The sequence below is a fragment of the Ornithinibacillus contaminans genome (assembly GCF_001038425.2).
Lineage (GTDB): Bacteria > Bacillota > Bacilli > Bacillales > Amphibacillaceae > Ornithinibacillus > Ornithinibacillus contaminans.
The window spans coordinates 14,447-35,387 of sequence record NZ_LDPV02000049.1; the positions used below are offsets into that span (position 1 = coordinate 14,447).

The window sequence follows — 20,941 nt, forward strand, 5'->3', positions numbered from 1 at the left end:
TTATTAAAAGAACGCGGTAGGACGGTCGTCTTATCCGCGTTCTCTATTTATCTAATAAAGGTACTAAAATCACCGATAATACCATTAAATAAGGCATATGCGGCTGATTGAATGATGAAGCTAATGGCGAGAAGGGTTACAAAATAAAGTCCTAGTAATGTATAAATTCGGTCAATGCCATCGGATTTTCTTTCCCATAGAATGAGAACGGGAATAACGAATATAGGACCAGCGATACCAATTACGAATAAAACACTTGGAAGTACTGGTAATTGTGCTGCTGCTAAAATAACTCCTGCCGTATAAACTAATCCATATGGTAATAAATACGCTCCATATTTTCCAATTACATCAGCGTAAGAAAACTCCTGCTTTACGATTTTGGTAGCTCCATATGTAAGGGAAGCAATTCCACCGAAAATAATAAGAAATAATAGCAATGGCATGATAAAATAATCGATGAATGATGGTGCTGGAATAAACCAGGTTGTTCGTGAAAGTAGTACTTGTGGAACAAACATACTTAACGCAATGATGAACGAGAAAGCAGCAATCGTGATAATCGCAGAGTATAGATCATGGTGATTTGCTTTTTTTGCTTGTCCTGGTTGTTTTAGTAACGTCATAAAAAAATGCCCAAAATTGCCAAAGACTTGTGCGATTTTGTCAGTAAAGTCATTGGTATTTGGTTGCGTAACGGCTTCTTCCGGTGCTGCCGTCTCAGTTGTTGAGTGTACGGTGGTAGATGATACGTCTGCTATTTCAGTTGCTCCTGCTTGCGCGTCCATTTGTTCTGGTTGAACCGTAACACTTGTATCGCTATCTACCGGCTGATTATCTTGATTTGTTTCCAAAGTTGCTCCGCAGTTTGTGCAGAATTTTCCACCATCGGCTTCATGGCCGCAATGCTGGCATTTCATAAAACCACTCCTTCACATGATTAATGCATTAATCATACTACAATTAGTTTCGACAAAAAAGAATAACTTCCAATGAAGCCCATACAAAAAAAGAAGATGGAGCATACGTGTTTTTAGACACAATCCGAATAGTGGTGCACAGTACCCATTCTGGGATGTACGCATTGTTCGTCTTGTTATCCTTACGTTTACTTATGCCCCAACCTTCTTCTGGGTTAGTTAAATGCTAATTCTCACGTTGTGTTAGTTCTAGTTCTACAGTCTGTTTTTCGCCATTTCGATAGATTTCCAGCTCGACTGTGTCACCTACCTGTGTCTCGGAATACATGTATTTTCGTAATTCTAAAATAGTTGGTGTTTCATGGCCGTCAATTTTAGTGATTACGTCGAACTGTTGCAATCCAGCATCTTCAGCAGGGGAGCCTGGATCAACATTAGCTACAACCATTCCACTTTCTACCCCATCAGGTAAGACGACATTATGGCGATATTGCATCGGTACTTGGTTAATGGTGGCCGTACTGATACCGATAAATGGTCGCTGAACCTCTCCATTCTCTTCCAGTTGTTGCATAATTGGTAGGGCAGCATCAATCGGAATAGCGAATCCAATTCCTTCTACCTGTGTACTAGCAATTTTCATGGAGTTAATTCCGATGACTTCTCCATTGGCATCAACTAAGGCACCACCACTGTTACCTGGATTAATAGCGGCGTCTGTTTGGATAACCTCAGTTACCCAGTCTGCAACATTGTCTCCGTTCGTGTCGATTGATACGGAGCGTTCGAGTCCACTAATGATACCTTTTGTTAAGGAATTGGCAAATTCAATTCCAAGTGGATTACCAATCGCAAATACCGTTTCGCCAACTTTTTTTCCTTCTGTTTTTCCTAATGTTGCTACGCGGTCAACCTTGCTTCCATCAATTTCTAAAACAGCTAAATCCGTTAATTCATCAGAACCTAATACCTTCGCTTGCACACTCTCATCGTTTGACAGAACGACTTGGACTTCTTCTGCACCATTGACGACATGGTGATTTGTTACAACATACGCTTTTCCATTTTCCTTTTTATACAGAATACCGGAGCCTGTTCCAGCTTCTTGGCTATTGGTCCAAATGCTTTGTTTTTGCAAATTCGTAACGCCTACAACTGCTTCCGATGCCTCGGCAATGTTGGTGGATGCGTCTGCATCTTCATTGGCCATTGTCGTAATTATGTCTGGATCTGTGCCATTTATTTCCTGAGATGCATTTTCTGAAGAGCTCTCATTTGTATGAAAGGAGATGACGCCATTTGCCAGTAGGACTAATAGAATGGCTACTGGAATCAGTCCCCCAATAATTCCGGCAATGAATGCACGGATAACAGTAGTTCCTCGTTTCTTTTCCTTGCTTTTAGATGTAGTAGGCTTTGTTAGCCCTCTATCTGTCGTTGTTTCGTTATGTTCTCCCGAAATGGTTTCTTGCTCCTCATTTGGGATTGGTTGATGTGAATTTGTTTCATTTTGATCCATGAATTGTCACCCTTTCATCATGTATAGTGTTATTTTATCCATAAGCATTGGAATAGCTTCGGTATAATTGTGGAATAAATGTGTAATTAAACGAAATCAGTTGGCTAGCACCTGTATTTTATGTGAAAATAGAAATAGAAAAATTCTAGATTGAAGCGGTGAGACGGATGAAATATCATATTGCGTTAATTGAAGATGATCCAAATATCCAAAATATTATTACGGCCTTTTTGAAAAAAGAAGGCTATGATATTACCGTGTTGGATTCGGCGGAAAAAGGTATCGAATTATGGAACACCACTCCTCCAGATATGTGGATCGTGGATATTATGCTTCCGGGAATGGATGGATATGAATTTTGCCGGAAAATAAGGAATGAAAGTGATGTACCAATCATTATTGTCTCAGCCAAAGATGAGGAAATTGATAAAATCCTGGGACTTGAATTAGGTGGCGATGATTATTTAACCAAGCCATTTAGTCCACGAGAGCTAATCGCCCGGATTAAACGAATCTTTAAACGGTACCGGCCAGAAGGGAATCTGCAACCAAGTCGAGACCAAGTAGTTGTGGACCAATTATTAATTGATAAAAACAATCGACGTGTCTTTTGGTATGGCGAGGAACAGGATGTTACGACGAAAGAATATGACATGCTACTGTTATTTGCTGAAAATGTAAATCGTGCTTTTTCACGTGAAGAACTGTTAGTTAATGTCTGGGGAGAGGACTATTTCGGAAGTGATCGTGCGGTCGATGATTTAGTAAAACGAATCCGGAAGAAATTTAAGGAGATGCCACTTGAGACGGTATGGGGATTTGGTTACCGTTTGCGGCATAAAGAGGATTAACTATGAAACTTCAATATCAGTTAAATATTGCCTTTACTGCCTTATTATTAGTTGTGATGGCTGTGACCGGATATGTTGTCTATTCTTTGATTTTGAATTTGTTAATACAGGATGAACAACGACAGCTAGAACAGAAGGGTGAGATTATAGTTAATGTACTAGACGAAGCGTATATGTCTAGGGAAACATTACAGGATTTCAATACCTTCTTACAGGAACAGGATTTACAATTGTTTTTGTACGATCGGCAACAAAATTCAGTAATATTCTCTACCTTACCAACAAAAATCGTAACGGGATTATTTTTAAATAACGATTTCTCCGATAACAAGGAAGAACTTTGGGAATATGGCAATGAGAAGTATGTCACATCCCGTATCCTTTTTGTGCCTGAGAGTCTGGGGCTAGAATTAATTTTACTAACACCGCTGCAGGACCTTCAATTGGTGCAACAAAACTTTATTCAGCGAATGCTAATTGTTTTATTCGTTGGAACAATTGTGGCAATCGGTCTAAGCTACTTTTTAACGAGAAAACTCGTAACCCCATTAACACGGTTAAAGCAGCAATTGAAGAAAATTGAGAAGCGGAAGTTCGATGAAATTGAGCCGATTGATGCAACAGGCGAAGTGAAAGAGGTTGCTCAAGGTATGTATGACATGGCCAATGAATTGCAGCGGTACATAAATACCCAACAGACCTTCTTCCAAAACGCCAGTCACGAGCTAAAGACGCCATTAATGACAATTCAAGGCTATGCAGAAGGGATGAAGGATAAGGTATTCGATGAACAAGATGAAGAAAAAGGCTTAGAAGTCATGGTGTCCGAGGTTAATCGTTTAAAGAAAATCATCAATGAAATGATTTTACTTGCGAAACTAGAAAGTGAAGAAGTGTCATACAAGCAGGATAAAATTGATGTATCGAGCTTAATCGATAAGGTAATGGAGCGTGCATTGCCATTGGCTACTGAAAAGAATATCACCCTCCATCACCAAGTCGAGAAAGATACGTATCTTCTGGGTGATGAAGAACGACTATTACGCGCGTTGTTAAATTTAACCTTCAATGGATTGCGCCATGCAACATCCGAAATCATTCTTACCGTCTATAAGCAACAGGATCATATTATCCTGAAGGTGGAAGATGATGGGGAAGGTATTGCAGAGGAACTAATGCCGCATATTTTCCATCGTTTTGTGAAAGGTAAGAATGGAGAAACTGGTTTAGGATTGGCGATTGCGCGTGCGATTGTAGAACAATCAGATGGGAAAATAACCGTTGGAAGGTCTGCGCTTGGTGGTGCGGCATTCACATTGGTTTTTCAAGCAATAGCCAATTAAATACCGACGACTAAATGAAATTTGACGATAAGTGGGACAGAAGCCACGTTATGTGATATAATAATCTAGTTTGATTCATCTCGGAAAATAAGAGGAGCGTACTTTATGCAATTAAGAAAAGATATACGTAATATCGCAATTATTGCCCACGTCGATCACGGTAAAACAACATTAGTTGACCAACTACTGAAGTATTCTGGTACTTTTCGTGAAAACGAGCATGTAGATGATCGTGCAATGGACTCAAATGATATCGAGCGTGAGCGTGGTATCACCATTTTGGCAAAAAACACAGCAATTAGCTATAACGATACACGAATTAACATCTTAGATACACCTGGACACGCTGACTTTGGTGGCGAAGTAGAACGTATTATGAAAATGGTTGATGGGGTAGCACTAGTCGTAGATGCTTACGAAGGTACAATGCCACAGACCCGTTTTGTTTTAAAGAAAGCATTAGAGCAAAAATTAACACCAATCGTAGTGTTAAACAAAATCGACCGTCCAAATGCAAGACCGGCTGAAGTAGTAGATGAAGTATTAGATTTATTTATTGAATTAGGCGCTGATGATGATCAATTAGAATTCCCGGTTGTTTATGCATCTGCACTAAATGGTACTTCTGGTTATGAGCCAGAGGAACAACAGGAAACAATGGATCCGATTTTCCAAACGATATTGGATCATATCCCTGCACCAGCAGATACGAAGGAAGAACCACTACAATTCCAAGTAACGTTATTAGATTATAACGATTATGTAGGACGTATTGGAATTGGACGTGTTGTTCGCGGTAAGATTGCGGTTGGACAACAAGTGGTTGTTATTAAAAAGGACGGTACACAAAAGTCCTTCCGTATTAGCAAGCTATTTGGTTTCTTCGGATTAAAACGGATGGAAATTGAAGAAGCAATTTCTGGGGATATTGTTGCAATCTCTGGATTAGATGATATCAATGTTGGGGAAACGATTTGTCCACAAGACAGTCCAGATCCACTACCAATTTTACGAATCGATGAGCCGACTCTACAAATGACTTTCTTAGTAAACAACAGTCCATTTGCTGGTCGTGAAGGAAAATTCATTACATCACGTAAAATTGAAGAACGTTTAATGAAGCAATTAGAAACAGATGTAAGTTTACGTGTTGACCCGACAGAATCACCAGATGCATGGGTTGTTTCTGGACGTGGGGAATTACATTTATCGATTCTAATTGAAAACATGCGCCGTGAAGGGTATGAACTTCAGCTTTCTAAGCCGAAAGTAATCATTAAAGAAATTGATGGTGTATTATGTGAGCCTGTTGAACGAGTACAAGTGGATGTACCAGAAGAACATACTGGTGCCGTAATGGAATCACTTGGTGCACGTAAAGGTGAAATGCTTGATATGGTGAACTTTGGTAATGGTCAAGTTCGCTTAGAATTCAAAGTACCTTCTCGTGGTTTAATTGGTTACTCAACAGAATTCATGTCTCAAACACGTGGTTATGGTATTTTGAACCATACGTTTGAAGCATATGAGCCACTAATTAAAGGTCAAGTTGGTGGAAGACGCCAAGGTGTTCTCGTAGCACTTGAAAATGGTAAAGCTTCTACTTACGGAATCATGGGTCTTGAGGACCGTGGAGTTATTTTTGTTGAGCCAGGTACAGAAGTATACGCAGGGATGATTGTTGGAGAGCATAATCGTGAAAATGACTTAACCGTTAATATCACAAAAGAAAAACATTTAACTAACGTTCGTTCTGCGACGAAGGATCAAACTTCTGTCATTCGTAAAACAAGAAATATGTCACTGGAAGAAGCATTAGAATATTTGAACGAAGACGAATACTGTGAAGTAACACCAGAATCGATTCGTCTGCGTAAGAAGATATTAAATAAAAACGAACGTGAAAAAGCAGCAAAACGTTCTAAATTAGTATAATGATGAAAAACTGGTATCTACTGATATCAGTTTTTTTATGAACAATAACAGATGTAAACCTTATAAAATTCCCTCTTTTGATTTACAATGTAGCTAATCATTAAAACAGAAGGGAGCGGTTTATTATTCGTATACTTATTCCATTGTTGCTCATTTTTTTCTTAGTCAGCTGTTCTGAAGAAAATCAGGATACAACAAATTCTGCTTCGCCGACATTAAACCAAAACCAATCGGACCTTGCCTATGAAACGATTGCCACCAATCTTCAAGAGCCTTGGGAAATCGTGAAACAAGGAGACAGAATAGTTATAAGTGAGCGAGATGGTCATATTGTGGAGGTTCTAAATGGGGAAACAAGTAGAAGTCAGGTCATGCTTGAAAAGGACTTATCGAATCAATCCGAAGCTGGATTACTTGGAATAGCATTTCCGCCTAATTTCACGGATACAGCGTATGCCTATTATTCCTATATGGAAGAGGAAAACTATTATCAACGAGTTATCGAAATAAAGAAGTCCGGAGATTTTTGGAAGGAAACCAATGTACTATTAGATAAGATTCCTGGCGGTCAATTTCATCAAGGTGGTCGAATTGAAATTGGACCAGATCAAGCCTTGTATATTACCACTGGGGATGCGACAAATCCAGATTTATCTCAGGATATTTCGAGTTTAGCTGGTAAGATTCTTCGAATGAATTTAGATGGCACTATCCCTAAAGATAACCCGTTTGAAAACAGCTATGTCTATTCGTATGGACACAGAAATCCACAGGGACTTGCGTGGGATACAGAAGGAAACTTATATGCTACTGAGCATGGTAATCAAGCACACGATGAGATAAATCGTATTAAAATGGGAAAAAATTATGGCTGGCCAATTATAGAGGGAGAGGAGACTGGAGAGGAGATGGAGTCACCCATTGTCCATTCTGGGGAATCAACCTGGGCTCCATCTGGGCTGGCTTATTTAGACGAGAAGTTCTATTTTGCATCGTTAAGAGGCGAAGGGGTCAGAGTATTTGACCCAGAAGTTAGCGAACAAAAATTGCTTATTTCTAATTTAGGTAGAGTTCGCGATGTTCTCGCCACAACGGATGGCATCTATGTTATTACCAATAATACAGATGGTCGAGGAAATCCTACAGAAATGGATGACAGGTTAATCTTTATTCCCTTGGATCAATTGAAAGAGCTCTCTTCTTAATGAAGAGGGCTTTTTTGATTAATAAAATGTAATGACTCCATATTTAAAGGGAAAGCTATGAGCGATTCTTATAGAAATTTTTGAGATAAAAATGAAAACCTTTGCATAAACTTGTATATACAAGTTATAATTGTGATGGTTAGTTAAAACATGTATAGACAAGTTTAAATTGAAAGGGGAGTATGTTATGGCAATGCAAGACAAGGAGCAGTTAATTTATGCACCGCTAAGTGGAAACATTGTACCGCTTGAAAATGTTCCAGATCCAACATTTTCTCAAAAGATGATGGGGGACGGAATTGCAATTGAACCGAGTGAGGGGAAACTAGTTGCCCCGTTTGATGGGGAAGTAATCCAGGTTTTTCCGACCAAACATGCGATTGGATTATTAAGCAGTTCAGGTGTGGAAGTATTGATCCACATCGGTTTAGAGACGGTTTCATTAAACGGAGAGGGCTTCGAAACCCATGTGCAAGCAGGAGATCACATCAAAGCAGGGGACGTGTTAGTTACATTTGACTTGGATTTCATTCGTCAAAATGCAAAAAGCACGATAACACCAATTGTAATTACAAATGGCGATCAATTGGAAGCGATTTCGAAAACAGATGAAAAGGACGTCATTGCATTAGACTCTGTCCTATTAGGAACGACACAAAAAGCATTAGCAACACAATCTAAAGCAACTGCCAAATCCGCTACGCAATATGGTGAAGAAGCGAAGGAAATCGTAGCAGCTGTTGGCGGATTAGATAATATCGAAGCAGCTACACATTGTGTTACCCGATTACGGTTTGCTTTACGTGACGAAGAGCAAGTTGATAAAGAAAAGCTAGAAGGTATGGAGCTCGTAAAGGGTGTATTTTCAGCGAATGGACAGTTCCAAGTCGTGATTGGGCAAGGGACAGTTGATAAAGTATTTAAAGCCATGATTACGGAGGCTGGAGTGAAAGAATCCTCTAAGGAGGAAGTAAAAGCCTTAAGTGGTCAAAAGCAAAATGGCTTACAGCGTGCTATTAAAACACTAGCAGATATTTTCATCCCAATCTTACCTGCCATTGTAACGGCTGGTTTACTGATGGGGATAAATAACATACTAGTTAATCCTATTTTCACAGATGAGCCTATTGTGGAGTTATATCCATCATGGGCAGGTATAGCCAATATGATTAACATCATTGCCAACACAGCCTTTACATTTTTACCGGCACTAATTGGTTGGTCGGCTATGAGGCGTTTTGGTGGTAGTGAGTTATTAGGGATTGTACTTGGATTAATCTTAGTTCATCCAGATTTATTAAATGCTTGGGCATATGGGGATGCATTAGATTCGGGAACAATACCGAAATGGGATTTATTCGGGTTAGAAGTTGAAAAAGTAGGCTACCAAGGGCAAGTGTTGCCAGTTTTACTCGCTTCCTGGGTACTAGCAAAAATAGAAATATTCTTAAGGAAACGCGTGCCTGATTCATTGCAATTATTAATTGTAGCACCTATTGCATTATTAGTAACTGGATTTTTAGCATTTATTATCATTGGCCCTATTACCTTTACGATTGGTTCATGGCTCACCGATGGTCTAGTGGCTATCTTTGATGCCTTCCCAATAATTGGCGGACTTATTTACGGCGCGATTTACGCACCATTAGTAATTACCGGAATGCATCATACCTTCCTAGCTGTCGACCTACAGCTTATCGGTAGCACAGGATCAACATTCCTATGGCCGATTCTTGCTTTATCTAATATTGCTCAAGGTGCAGCCGTATTTGCTATTATGTTTGCTGCAAGGGAAGAAAAGCTAAAAGGATTGGCTGGTACGTCTGGTATATCCGCATGGCTTGGTATAACTGAGCCTGCTATGTTTGGTGTTAACTTACGCTATCGCTATCCATTCATCGCAGCGGTTATTGGAACCGCCATTGCCGGTGCATTTATCACCTTCTTTAAGGTAAAAGCAACATCGGTTGGAGTTGGTGGTATTCCTGCACCACTATCAATTGTGGGTGGGGATTGGCCAGCGTTCTTAATCGGAATGGCCATTGTTATTATCGTACCATTTATCATTACCTTTATTATTGCTAAACGTAGACTTCCGAGATAACAACATACTAGGAGTGAAAGCACATGCTACAAGAGCCATGGTGGAAAAAAGCCGTCATTTATCAGATTTACCCCAAAAGCTTTAACGATACAACTGGAAGTGGGACCGGAGATATTCGTGGAATCACCGAAAAACTAGATTATTTGAAGGAGCTAGGTGTCGACGTCATTTGGTTGACACCTATTTACCGGTCACCACAAATGGATAACGGCTATGATATAAGTGATTATTATAATATTGAACCGGATTATGGAACGATGGAGGACTTCGAAGCCCTTTTATCAGAAACCCATAAGCGCGGCATGAAATTAATTATGGATTTAGTTATCAACCATACATCGACAGATCATGAATGGTTTAAACAAGCTGCCTCATCGAAGGATAACCCATACCGAGACTTTTACATCTGGAAGGATGCCGTAGATGGTGGGGAACCGAACAACTGGATATCGAAGTTCGGTGGTTCTGCTTGGCAATATGATGACAAAACAGAGCAGTATTATTTACATTTATTCGATGTTACCCAAGCAGATCTAAATTGGGAAAATGAGCAGCTTCGCAAAAAAATCCAAGAGATGATTCGCTTCTGGGCGGAAAAAGGGATTGATGGTTTTCGTCTTGATGTGATTAATTTAATTTCCAAGAATCAGGAGTTCCCAGATGATTCGTCAGGTGATGGGCGGAAGTTCTATACGGATGGCCCGCGTGTTCATGAGTATTTACATGAATTAAATCAGGCTGCTTTTTCACCGTATAATATGATGACTGTAGGTGAAATGTCATCGACAACATTAGAAAATTGTGTGCTTTATACGAAGCCTGAACGAAACGAATTGGATATGACGTTCCAATTTCATCATTTAAAAGTAGATTATCGAAACGGTGAAAAATGGACGCGTGCGCCATTTGATTTTCTGGAACTGAAGAAAATCCTTTCTGATTGGCAAGTGGGGATGCATGAAGGTGGCGGCTGGAATGCATTATTCTGGTGCAACCATGATCAGCCACGTGTCGTATCTCGTTTTGGGAATGATGAAACGTATCGCATAGAGTCCGCCAAAATGCTGGCGACCACAATTCATATGATGCAAGGAACACCGTACATTTACCAAGGGGAAGAAATCGGGATGACAAATCCTAATTTCACTAGTATCGAGGAATATCGTGATGTAGAATCGTTGAACGCCTTTGAAATCATGAAAAAGGCTGACAAGTCAGAAGCAGAAATACTAGACATCTTGAAGCAAAAATCACGCGATAATTCAAGAACGCCAATGCAATGGTCAGCAGAAGATAATGCAGGCTTCACAAGCGGCACACCATGGATTGAGCCCGCGCGAAATTATAAAGAAATTAATGTAGAAAAAACATTAAAAGCATCCGATTCTATTTTTAATCATTATCAAACATTAATCGAACTGCGTAAAAAATATGATATTATTACGTATGGGGATTATCAATTATTATTACCAGATAATCCACAAGTCTTTGCATATACACGTAATTGGAATGGTGAACAACTAATTGTGGTTAACAATTTCTATGATTCGGAGGTAACAGTAACGCTTCCAGTAGAAATTAATGCTAGTACCACTATTTTGCTGTCTAACTATCCGGATTCAACCATTACGGCAAATCTTACGTTAAGACCATACGAATCCATCGTGTATTATGTAAAATAAATGACCGATGAGGTACGCGATGCAGAAGAAATATGTCACGATATATGATGAACTAGTTACGAAAATTAAGCATGGGGAATGGGCTGCATTTTCCATGCTGCCATCTGAAAATGAACTAGCATTACTTTATAATACGTCTCGAGAAACCGTGCGAAAGGCATTGAATTTATTATCCCAAAATGGCTACATTCAAAAGATTCAAGGGAAAGGCTCGATGATTTTGGATGTAAATAAATTCTCCTTTCCGGTCTCTGGGATTGTTAGCTTTAAGGAATTAGCGACTAATTTAAAGCTGGATACGAGGACGAAGGTAATTGATATCGGCTATGTCGATAAGGAACAACCAATTTATAGTAAATTTCAAATCGATTCCGGTCGTATTTGGCATGTGACACGCGTGCGTGAAATTACAGGTGAGCGAATAATAGTTGATAAAGATTATTTCGCAGAGGAATTCGTTCCATTATTATCGAAGGAAATCTGTCAGGGATCGGTATATGAGCACCTGGAGCAAGATTTAGGATTGACAATCGGCTTTGCACAAAAGGAAATCACTGTGGAAGAGCCGACTGAAGAAGATAAAGCGTTATTAGATTTACAAGATTATAACACGATTGTGGTCATCAAAAGCTTAGTATATCTTGATGATGCAAGTCTGTTTCAAATTACGGAATCAAGACATCGCCCGGATAAATTCCGGTTTGTCGATTTCGCCAGACGAATGAAATGATTACGAACTTGGATGTTTTTCCATTTTACTGCGCATAAATTTTAAAAGAGGAAGTAAACAAATGATTGTTTACTTCCTCTTTTTCGCCTGTTTTTCATCAGGGATATATTTTGTGAAGTAAGCTGAAAAAATTAAACATATGAGGGTTAGCCCCCATGTTACTGCACCAGTCCACTGCAAATCAATTCGTAAACCAACGAATAAGATGATAGCAGCTAAAATAAGAAATAGTACTGTTAAATAACGCTTCATTACGAACACCTCAAAAAGGAGATATCGGTAACTGTACCGATTTTTTAGAATAGGAGAAGTTCTTTTATATCTCGCCCTTTATTATATACCACATGTTCTCTTAGGTGTGAGTCTTTTCTCCTATTAATGTCCAGTAACATCTCGTTTGGTGAAGAAAGTCCAGGAAAGTACCATGAATATCGCATAATATACAGCTAACATTGTAATGGAAAATCCAAGTGACATTCCGTCAATCCAATGAGAATTTCCATCTGCATATACTTGTAAGTCTGTATTAGCAAAAAGAATATATTTTACCCAATCATAGTTACTAAAGAATCCTACAATGGAATTCCCCGCCATCATTAAGAAAATAGCGATACCGATTGCTAAAGAGCTGTTTCGGAAGACAGATGAAATCATAAAGGCAAATGTCGCCATCATGACAAGATTTACTAAGCCGTACCCGTAGCCGGATACTATTTCGCCTAGGATTGAAACATATTCCAGTCCACTAGATTTCTCCATAACTATAGATGGATTGATACCATCAAATCCGAAGAAGAGGGCACCAACAATGTAAGAAAAGAAAAGAAGTGCTAGCAGTGTGATAAGTGCAAATAACAGAACCGAAACATATTTCGATAATAAGAGCTTCGATCTGGAAATCGGGCGTATCAGAAGTAACTTAATTGTCCCTAAGCGAAATTCGCTTGCGACAATTCCTGCTGCAATAATAATCGTAAATAAGCTTACAAGTGAAAGTAATCCTACATTATCTAACGTGAATTGGAAGGCGCCATATCCTTCTGGTTGAATATCATGCTCCAAATAATAATTATTCGTTGCAATTATACTATTATTGAAAGAGGCCATATATTCATCGTCTTTGCCTTCTTTTGTTAAAACGTCATTTTCTTTTTGTAATTGAGACTCCCAATTATCGTCACTATAAGAGGTTACGGGGTCATCAAACGTTAGCGTAAGTGTGGCGATACCAATCGTTAAAATTGCAATGATGCCATACATAATCCAAGTGGATTTTCGGACATATAATTTTAATTGTTCATTGTATACAAGTTTCAAGAAATTACCCAATGACATTCTCTCCAATCAAATCAAAGAATTTATCTTCCAAGCTAGTTTTCGAAACATCTACTTGATAGATGGATATGTTCTGTTTTACAAGTGCTTGTATTAGGGATGGTATCATTGCTTTCTCGTAGGAAAACGACAAGGTGTCACCATCTAATACAGCGTCTATATTAAAGCTAGATTTCAGTAGTTCTGTAGCTTGTGCGATAGGAGAGACCTCCATCTTCACCTGGCTTAATGTCTTAGCTTCTGAATCCGTATTTGCCTCATTAACAGCTTGTATGGCAATCATTTCACCATTTTTAATAATGCCAATCCGATCACACATCTGCTCAATTTCGGATAATAAATGACTCGAAATAATGATAGCGACCTTTTCCTCTGTTGCTAGTTTACGAATATAGTGCCTGATTTCACGAATGCCTGCAGGATCTAATCCGTTTGTTGGTTCATCTAGAATTAAGATGGACGGCTTATGTAATAAGGCTTGTGCTATCCCTAGGCGTTGTCTCATACCTAAGGAGTATCGCCCTGCTTTTTCCTTAATGGCTTTTGTCAGTCCAACAAGCTCCACGACTTCTTCAATTCGTTCATCTGTTATGCCGGGTACCATACGAGCATAATGCTTTAGATTTTTCCAGCCGGTCAAAAATGGATACATCTCTGGATTTTCTACGATTGCACCAACTTCAGCGATGGCATTTTTAAAATCATTTTTTATACTATGACCAACTATCCGGATATCACCATCAGTAAGCTTCATTAATCCAACCATCATTCGAATGGTAGTTGTTTTACCTGCACCGTTTGGGCCGATGAAGCCGAATACTTCTCCTTTATTAATGGAGAAATCTAAGCCTTTTATAATTTCTTTTTTTCCTATTGTCTTCTTGACTCCAATTAATTCCATGGCTGCCTGCATGTCATTACTCCTCCGTTTTTATTATTTAGGGTGCTTCAATAATTGTATTTGGTTTCCGCGTTAAGCAAAGAATTCCGGCAATAAGGAATAGAATTCCACTTAGAATTCCGCCACCACCAGTAATAATGACATAAAGAACACCTGTTGCAATTAAAATGATACCTGCAGCAACTGGTCTGTTGTCTCCTTTTAGGAAAACCATTGCAACAATGCCTAAGATGACGGCAATGATTGGCATGATGACTACAATGATTCCTCCAGTGGCGAGGACATCAAATAGCAAATCAATATCTTCCGGTGTAAGTAAGAAATCTTCCTGATTGTCTAACAAGAAATCTCGTAAATAATCCTGATTGTTTTCCATCCATAGACGTACTGCGCCAACCAAAATCGAAAAGACGTAGAATACAATCCCGATAATTCCTAACGTAATTTCCGCTGTTCGTTTCATTCTGTAACCCCCCTTAAAAGTTAGTACTATCCTATACGATTTTAATACATAATTTGTTTCATTAACATGTATTCTTTGTAAATTCATCATGATATAGAATTTTGTGAATTTATCGCATATAATATAGCTAATTTAACATGTTAGTAAAAGAGGTGGAAAAAAATGCGAGAGGTTGTTTTGATAGATGGGGTTCGAACCGCGGTAGGAAGAAAAGGCGGTTATTTTGCACATTATCGTGCTGATGATTTGCTTGCTGATGTTTTAGCGGAATTAATAGCGCGCACATCCATTCCAAAACAGGAAGTTGAAGATGTGATTGCTGGCTGTGTAACGCAAATTAATGAACAGGGTGGGAATGTAGCCCGGACCGCAGCTCTTATTGCTGGATTTCCGGTAGCTGTTCCAGGTGTGACCATTGATCGTCAATGTGGATCCAGTCAACAGGCGATACATTTTGCAGTACAAGCGATTGCGGCGGGTGATATGGATGTAGTAATAGCAGGAGGCGTCGAGAGCATGACTCGTTCTCCAATGTCCGCCAATATGGGGGATGTAGTGCCAAGCGAACGTTTGACCAAGCAATATGAAATAGTTAATCAAGGTATTTCTGCTGAAAAAATCGCTACAAAGTGGGAATTTACAAGAGAGCAGTTGGATAGTTATTCCTTTCAAAGTCATCAAAAGGCAGTCCGTGCGATTGCTTCAGGCGTATTTAAATCCGAGATTGTTCCGATCGAAGTAACCGATAAAGAAGGGAATAAACAGACTATTACAGTCGATGAGGGACCGAGGAAAAATACCTCTTTAGAGGCGTTATCGATGCTGAAGCCGGTTTTCCAAGAGAATGGGATGATAACGGCAGGGAATGCAAGTCAAATGAGTGATGGCGCGAGTGCAGTACTACTAATGTCACGGGAAAAAGCGAATGCTTTAGGGCTGAAACCAAAAGCGAGGATTATTGCCCGTACAGTAGTTGGATCAGATCCAACCTTCATGCTAACAGGCCCCATCGAGGCAACTAAGCGTGTGCTAGCGAGTGCGGGTCTAACAATCGATGACATGGATCGGTATGAGGTGAATGAGGCGTTTGCTTCTGTTCCACTTGCTTGGCTAGCAGATACAAAAGCAAATCCAGAAAAATTAAATGTAAATGGTGGCGCAATAGCCTTAGGTCATCCTCTCGGAGCAACAGGAACGAAATTAATGACATCACTTCTGTATGAATTGGAACGTTCAAATGGACGATACGGTCTGCTTGCGATTTGTGAAGGAATGGGAATGGCGAACGCTACGATTATTGAACGATTACCATGATGATGTTTTAGGGATCCCTGTAAAACAATTATCCTTATTAATCATGTATGCATCCTTTTGTCTTACGGATACTAAGCGTATTGGACAACCATGTGGAAAAATGGAGAAATTGATAATTATTTGGAAAAATTTGCATGGATATATGATATGATTAGTTAAAAAGATAGAGGAGCATTTGGATGATAAGGGGAATTATGAAAGGGTCTTTTATACTGCTTTTCCTATGTTTTCTGTTAGTTGCTTGTAGTACAGGAACATCTGAGAATGGGTCTGGTGATGAAAAAATCGCTGCATCACATCCCGGTAAAAGCATTGAAAACAAACAACCGAAAGAAACAATGGAAATCAAACAAGAAATCTCCATTGCTGCCATTGGCGATATGCTAATTCATAATAGTGTGTATAACGATGCCAAAGTTGATGGTGGCTTTGACTTTAAGCCAATGCTTGAACGTGTAAAACCATTTCTTAGTGATACTACGATATCGGTAGCGAATCAAGAAACAATGATTGGTGGCGAAGCATTAGGTCTGTCATCTTATCCTACCTTTAACAGTCCGACAGAGGTTGGAGACGCACTCAAATGGGCAGGCGTTAATGTTGTCTCACTGGCGAATAATCATACGCTGGATCGTGGAGAAGAAGCGATTCAGCGTGCGATAGAGCATTGGGAAAGTATTGATATGATGTATACTGGTGCCTATAAGGATACGCAGGATCAGGATAACCTACGAGTATATGAAACGAAAGAAGGGGTATCAGTTGCCTTTCTTTCTTATACGTATGGAACAAATGGTATTCCTGTCCCAGAAGGAAAAGATTATTTAGTGAATTTAATCGATCAAGAACTAATCGCTACGGCAATTGGCGAAGCAAAGGATAAAGCGGATGTCGTTGTTCTAAGCTTACACTTTGGTAATGAATATGAACGTATGCCAAATCAAGCTCAAAAAGATCTGGTTCAGTTTGTGGCAGATCAAGGAGTCGATGTTGTTTTAGGACATCATCCACACGTGTTACAGCCGATAGAGTGGGTAACTGGTGAAGCTGGAAATAAAACATTAGTTGCCTATTCTTTAGGAAACTTCCTATCTGGCCAGGATGAGTTTTATCGCCAAATCGGTGGCATGCTCAAGTTTTCAATCACGAAAACACTATCTGGTGGGGAAACAACCATTGACGTCCATACACCGGAATTTCTCCCTACTTATGTGCGGTATGTAAATTGGAGGAATTTTGAAGTAATCCCGATGTATCAATTAACAAATCAAGAGTTACCGAATGCAGTGCAACACTATGAAGAAATTAAGGCACATATGTCACAATGGATGCCAGAGTTAACATTTATAGAAGATTAGTAAAAAAGCTCATCCAGATTCAATGGATGAGCTTTTTGTCTTACTTTGTAAGTCGGTATTTTTTATTTAGTATGACTGAAACAATATAAAGGATAACACCGATTCCCGCGATATAAATGACAGGAATAGTGATGGGTACACCGAAGTCAGGCATGAAAATACTTCCTGCTAATGAAATTCCAATATAAGCGGTGCAAATTAACCATATTTGGAAAAACTCAACCCATTTTTTAACTTGCTTTTTACGGAACATGGTGCTTTTCATCCATTTTAATACTAACTTAACGAAGATAAAAAGTAATACTAAATCAATTAGTACGATAGTTATGCCGGATCCTAGTGAGAATGTAAATTCATTAGAACCTTTTTGAAAAAATTGATAGATGGCGTAGCTGATAACGCCATAAAGGATGCCTATGATACCTAGAAAATAGAAAACCAGATAAGAACCAAACAGGAGTGTTTTTGACTGCTTTTCACCAGGGATTTCTGCAATCAGTTCATCGCAGTATTGTTTTAAATCATCACCAAATACATCATAGGCTGTTTTGTCTGCTGACTGTGCTTCAAGCAAGTGCTCCAATATTTCTAATAAAACTTCTTCGGTGTCTTGTTCCGATTTTTTGGCATTTAATCGAATGTAAACGAGCATATCTTCATAGATTTTTTTATTTTCTTCTGTTAACTTTTCTCGCATTTCATTGTTTAAGCGGATAATATCCTTTGAAATCATGTTACTTCTCCCCTTTTTGAATAATGTTATCGACTGGAAGTTTAATGTTTTCCCATTGATTCTTAAATTCACGTAATGCCACTTGGCCGTCATTTGTGAGATGATAATACTTACGCTTAGGTCCAACTTCGGATTTCTGCAGGCTCCCTTGAATTAAATTTTCCTTTTGAAGTCGGAGTAATATTGGATAAATCGATCCTTCGCTAACATCATCTAACCCAAATTCCTGCAATTTAACCGAAAGCTCATAGCCGTATGTAGGCTGTTGATTGATGATGGATAAAATACAGCCCTCTAGTACTCCTTTAAGTAATTGACTACGTAATGACAATACATTCACCTACCTTGTAGTGCAAGATACCTGAAATAGAGATAGCTATCTTGTATAACAAAATAGCTTATATTCAGTATACAACTTATTCTATAAAATGCAACCATTATTTGCTATGATAGATAGTAGCGTTTATTTAAAAGGAGAAAGATACGAATGGAATGGAAAAATATATATCGTGGATTAATTATGGGTGCGAGTGACGTTATTCCGGGTGTAAGCGGAGGAACGATTGCGGTGCTATTGGGGATATATGATCGTTTAATTGCAGCTATTAACGGATTATTAAGTAAGGAATGGAAAAAGCATTTAAGCTTTCTAATCCCGTTAGGAATTGGAATAGGAGCGGCTGTTTTATTATTAAGTCGGTTGATTGAATGGTTATTTGAGCATTATGCAGGGCCTACGCAGTTTTTCTTTTTAGGGTTGATTATTGGTATTTTACCTTACTTGTTCCATCAAGCAGAGGCTAAAACGAATTTTAAAGCAACACATTACATATTGCTCGTTATCGGTGCTATCTTAGTAGGATCTATGCTCTTCTTGAATGAAGGGGAAGGGATGGTTATTGAAACGGTAACAATGTCCACCTATATTCTCCTGTTCTTTTCTGGATTTATTGCAAGTGCAGCTATGATTTTGCCAGGGATTAGTGGATCGTTTATTTTATTGGTAATTGGTGTATATTCAACGGTAATCAGTGCAATCAGTAATCTGCAATTGGATATTATTGCAGTGGTCGGGGTTGGGATTGTATTAGGAATTTTGACGATGAGTAAATTAATTAATTACTTCTTAGTGCATTTTCGTAATGCGACATTTGCCGTCATTATCGGGCTTGTAATTGGATCTATTTTTGTTGTGTTCCCGGGATTGCCTGGTAGTACGACCATGGTTTTAATTAGTGTAGTAACCTTTGCGGTTGGGTTGTTTGTTGCCTTTATTTTAGGGAAAGTAGAATATAACGAGTAAAGCAAACAATAAGACAAAGATGATGATAATGGATACAATGAGGGTAGTTAACAAAAAGGAGAGATAGACATGGAATATATCCAAACAATGGAAAAATTCAACGAGGTAATTCAAAGCGAAGATCCTGTAATCATAAAGTTTTTTGCTGATTGGTGTCCAGATTGCAAACGAATGGACATGTTTATTGATGGCGTGCTGGAGGAGTTCCAACATTATAAATGGTATGAGGTTAACACGGATGAACTTGAGGGAATTGCTGGGAAATATGAAGTAATGGGCATACCAAGCATTCTAATCTTCCAACGCGGTGAAAAACTAGCACATCAGCATAGTGCATTCACAAAATCACCGGAATCCGTCACAGAATTTCTTCATCAACAATTAGGATAAGAGTAAATCAGCTTGGCACACAAGTGAAATGGTAAGGTAAAAAGACGAACAAGACACTAGCCGCCGATGGAAAGCGGGTAACGTGCAACGTGCAACCACGTTCGGATTTTACCTTATCATAACACTTTTGTTCTTTAGATCAATTCAAAGCCTAATTTCTCATCATTATTAAAAACAATCTTGGTGTTTTGTAGTGAAAATTGATTGGAAAAGCTTTTCTTTGTTTTCAGTTGATAGATATGGCTAAATGCATCTTTGTCAACACCACTGTATGATACGTTGGTTATTGCTTGAGAATTAGTTAGACTGATGGGTGATGGACCATTCGAAGGATGTATCCATTCAATTAAGAATGGTAGCATACCAGTTTGGTAATCATATGTCGGAAAAAGCATGCGCCATTTTAAAACTGTCCCATCAGGTTGCTGCCGCTTTCCAAGGAAGGGACCTTTATAAGGTATATTATTTTCTTCAAAATGGGTGATATAGTCATCCATCTGATCGGTTCGTAGGGCAAATTGAAAAGGACCAGCTTGATTTTTCTCATGTAGAAATACTAAATGCTGAATGAGAGGGTTATCACTTTGCTTTGCTATAGTAATATCTCGAATTCCTAGCCATTCAATATAGCTCTCATTTGAAAAATAGGCGAGATAGTTGTAAGTTCCCCAATGTTCGTGTTCGCCACCCTTTATTGCTTTAATAGCAAGCCTTTTGTTAAATGAAACACTATCTTTTTCTGCGTTTTTCCCAGCAATGACAATGTGATCAAGTGCAAGCATTCTATATCCCTCCCTATTTTTATATGGTATTAATAATACCTTATCCAACTAGAAATGCAATTTATAGTACGGG

20 protein-coding genes are annotated in these 20,941 nt (G+C 38.8%); 11 read left to right on the top strand and 9 right to left on the bottom strand.

What is annotated here, in order from left to right; translation table 11 throughout:
- Positions 1–47: 47 nt before the first annotated feature.
- Together JF53_RS12935 and JF53_RS12940 are read right to left on the bottom strand one after the other, a co-directional pair.
- The gene (locus JF53_RS12935) at positions 48–920 is read right to left on the bottom strand and encodes a zinc ribbon domain-containing protein (protein WP_047981013.1); all 873 of its coding nucleotides are present in this window, start codon (positions 918–920) and stop codon (positions 48–50) included.
- A gap of 226 nt (positions 921–1,146) precedes the next feature.
- Positions 1,147–2,439: a S1C family serine protease gene (locus JF53_RS12940; protein ID WP_047981014.1), complete on the bottom strand. Its 1,293-nt coding sequence runs from the start codon at positions 2,437–2,439 to the stop codon at positions 1,147–1,149.
- A gap of 167 nt (positions 2,440–2,606) precedes the next feature.
- Here JF53_RS12940 and JF53_RS12945 point away from each other — a divergent pair, with 167 nt between their 5' ends.
- The 7 genes from JF53_RS12945 to treR all read left to right on the top strand — a co-directional run bounded on the left by JF53_RS12945 (position 2,607) and on the right by treR (position 12,289).
- Positions 2,607–3,290: a response regulator transcription factor gene (locus tag JF53_RS12945; protein ID WP_047981015.1), complete on the top strand. Its 684-nt coding sequence runs from the start codon at positions 2,607–2,609 to the stop codon at positions 3,288–3,290.
- 2 nt (positions 3,291–3,292) lie between these two features.
- Positions 3,293–4,633, top strand: coding sequence for a sensor histidine kinase (locus JF53_RS12950; protein WP_047981016.1), 1,341 nt, complete (start codon positions 3,293–3,295; stop codon positions 4,631–4,633).
- A gap of 105 nt (positions 4,634–4,738) precedes the next feature.
- Positions 4,739–6,568: a translational GTPase TypA gene (typA, locus tag JF53_RS12955; RefSeq protein ID WP_047981017.1), complete on the top strand. Its 1,830-nt coding sequence runs from the start codon at positions 4,739–4,741 to the stop codon at positions 6,566–6,568.
- A gap of 143 nt (positions 6,569–6,711) precedes the next feature.
- Positions 6,712–7,773, top strand: coding sequence for a PQQ-dependent sugar dehydrogenase (locus tag JF53_RS12960; protein WP_236686951.1), 1,062 nt, complete (start codon positions 6,712–6,714; stop codon positions 7,771–7,773).
- A gap of 193 nt (positions 7,774–7,966) precedes the next feature.
- The gene (gene treP, locus JF53_RS12965) at positions 7,967–9,877 is read left to right on the top strand and encodes a PTS system trehalose-specific EIIBC component (RefSeq protein WP_083443634.1); all 1,911 of its coding nucleotides are present in this window, start codon (positions 7,967–7,969) and stop codon (positions 9,875–9,877) included.
- A 23-nt stretch (positions 9,878–9,900) separates the two neighbouring features.
- Positions 9,901–11,559 (top strand): alpha,alpha-phosphotrehalase, encoded by a 1,659-nt coding sequence (gene treC / locus JF53_RS12970; RefSeq protein WP_047981019.1) that lies wholly within the window; start codon positions 9,901–9,903, stop codon positions 11,557–11,559.
- A gap of 19 nt (positions 11,560–11,578) precedes the next feature.
- Complete coding sequence (gene treR, locus JF53_RS12975; RefSeq protein WP_047981020.1) at positions 11,579–12,289, top strand: trehalose operon repressor; 711 nt, start codon at positions 11,579–11,581, stop codon at positions 12,287–12,289.
- Positions 12,290–12,358: 69 nt separating this feature from the next.
- On the opposite strand, the gene JF53_RS12980 is transcribed toward treR, so the two are convergent.
- From JF53_RS12980 to JF53_RS12995, 4 genes are all read right to left on the bottom strand, one after another.
- On the bottom strand, positions 12,359–12,541 hold the full coding sequence (locus tag JF53_RS12980) for a hypothetical protein (protein WP_047981021.1): 183 nt from the start codon (positions 12,539–12,541) through the stop codon (positions 12,359–12,361).
- 123 nt (positions 12,542–12,664) lie between these two features.
- Positions 12,665–13,618, bottom strand: a complete 954-nt coding sequence (locus JF53_RS12985; protein WP_047981022.1) for an ABC transporter permease — start codon at positions 13,616–13,618, stop codon at positions 12,665–12,667.
- Positions 13,611–14,537: an ABC transporter ATP-binding protein gene (locus JF53_RS12990; protein ID WP_047981023.1), complete on the bottom strand. Its 927-nt coding sequence runs from the start codon at positions 14,535–14,537 to the stop codon at positions 13,611–13,613. Before JF53_RS12990 ends, JF53_RS12985 begins: the two co-directional genes overlap by 8 nt.
- Positions 14,538–14,562: 25 nt before the next feature.
- Positions 14,563–14,988, bottom strand: coding sequence for a DUF4064 domain-containing protein (locus tag JF53_RS12995; protein ID WP_047981024.1), 426 nt, complete (start codon positions 14,986–14,988; stop codon positions 14,563–14,565).
- Between the two features lie 162 nt (positions 14,989–15,150).
- Here JF53_RS12995 and JF53_RS13000 point away from each other — a divergent pair, with 162 nt between their 5' ends.
- Entirely contained in the window at positions 15,151–16,302 is a 1,152-nt protein-coding gene (locus JF53_RS13000; RefSeq protein WP_047981025.1) for a thiolase family protein, read from the top strand.
- A 179-nt stretch (positions 16,303–16,481) separates the two neighbouring features.
- Complete coding sequence (locus tag JF53_RS13005) at positions 16,482–17,660, top strand: CapA family protein (protein ID WP_047981026.1); 1,179 nt, start codon at positions 16,482–16,484, stop codon at positions 17,658–17,660.
- A 40-nt stretch (positions 17,661–17,700) separates the two neighbouring features.
- Here the strand turns inward: JF53_RS13005 and JF53_RS13010 are convergent, their stop codons facing one another.
- Positions 17,701–18,393 carry a DUF1129 family protein gene (locus JF53_RS13010; RefSeq protein WP_047981027.1) on the bottom strand — a complete coding sequence of 231 codons (693 nt, stop codon included), beginning with the start codon at positions 18,391–18,393 and terminating at the stop codon, positions 17,701–17,703.
- Between the two features lies 1 nt (position 18,394).
- Complete coding sequence (locus JF53_RS13015; RefSeq protein WP_047981028.1) at positions 18,395–18,724, bottom strand: PadR family transcriptional regulator; 330 nt, start codon at positions 18,722–18,724, stop codon at positions 18,395–18,397.
- 156 nt (positions 18,725–18,880) lie between these two features.
- On the opposite strand from JF53_RS13015, the gene JF53_RS13020 reads away from it, so the two are divergent.
- Entirely contained in the window at positions 18,881–19,696 is an 816-nt protein-coding gene (locus JF53_RS13020; RefSeq protein ID WP_047981029.1) for a DUF368 domain-containing protein, read from the top strand.
- Positions 19,697–19,765: 69 nt separating this feature from the next.
- A complete protein-coding gene (locus JF53_RS13025; protein WP_047981030.1) occupies positions 19,766–20,086 on the top strand; it encodes a thioredoxin family protein in 321 nt (106 codons plus the stop codon).
- Between the two features lie 134 nt (positions 20,087–20,220).
- On the opposite strand, the gene JF53_RS13030 is transcribed toward JF53_RS13025, so the two are convergent.
- Positions 20,221–20,868, bottom strand: coding sequence for a VOC family protein (locus JF53_RS13030; protein ID WP_053071890.1), 648 nt, complete (start codon positions 20,866–20,868; stop codon positions 20,221–20,223).
- Between the last annotated feature and the right edge of the window lie 73 nt (positions 20,869–20,941).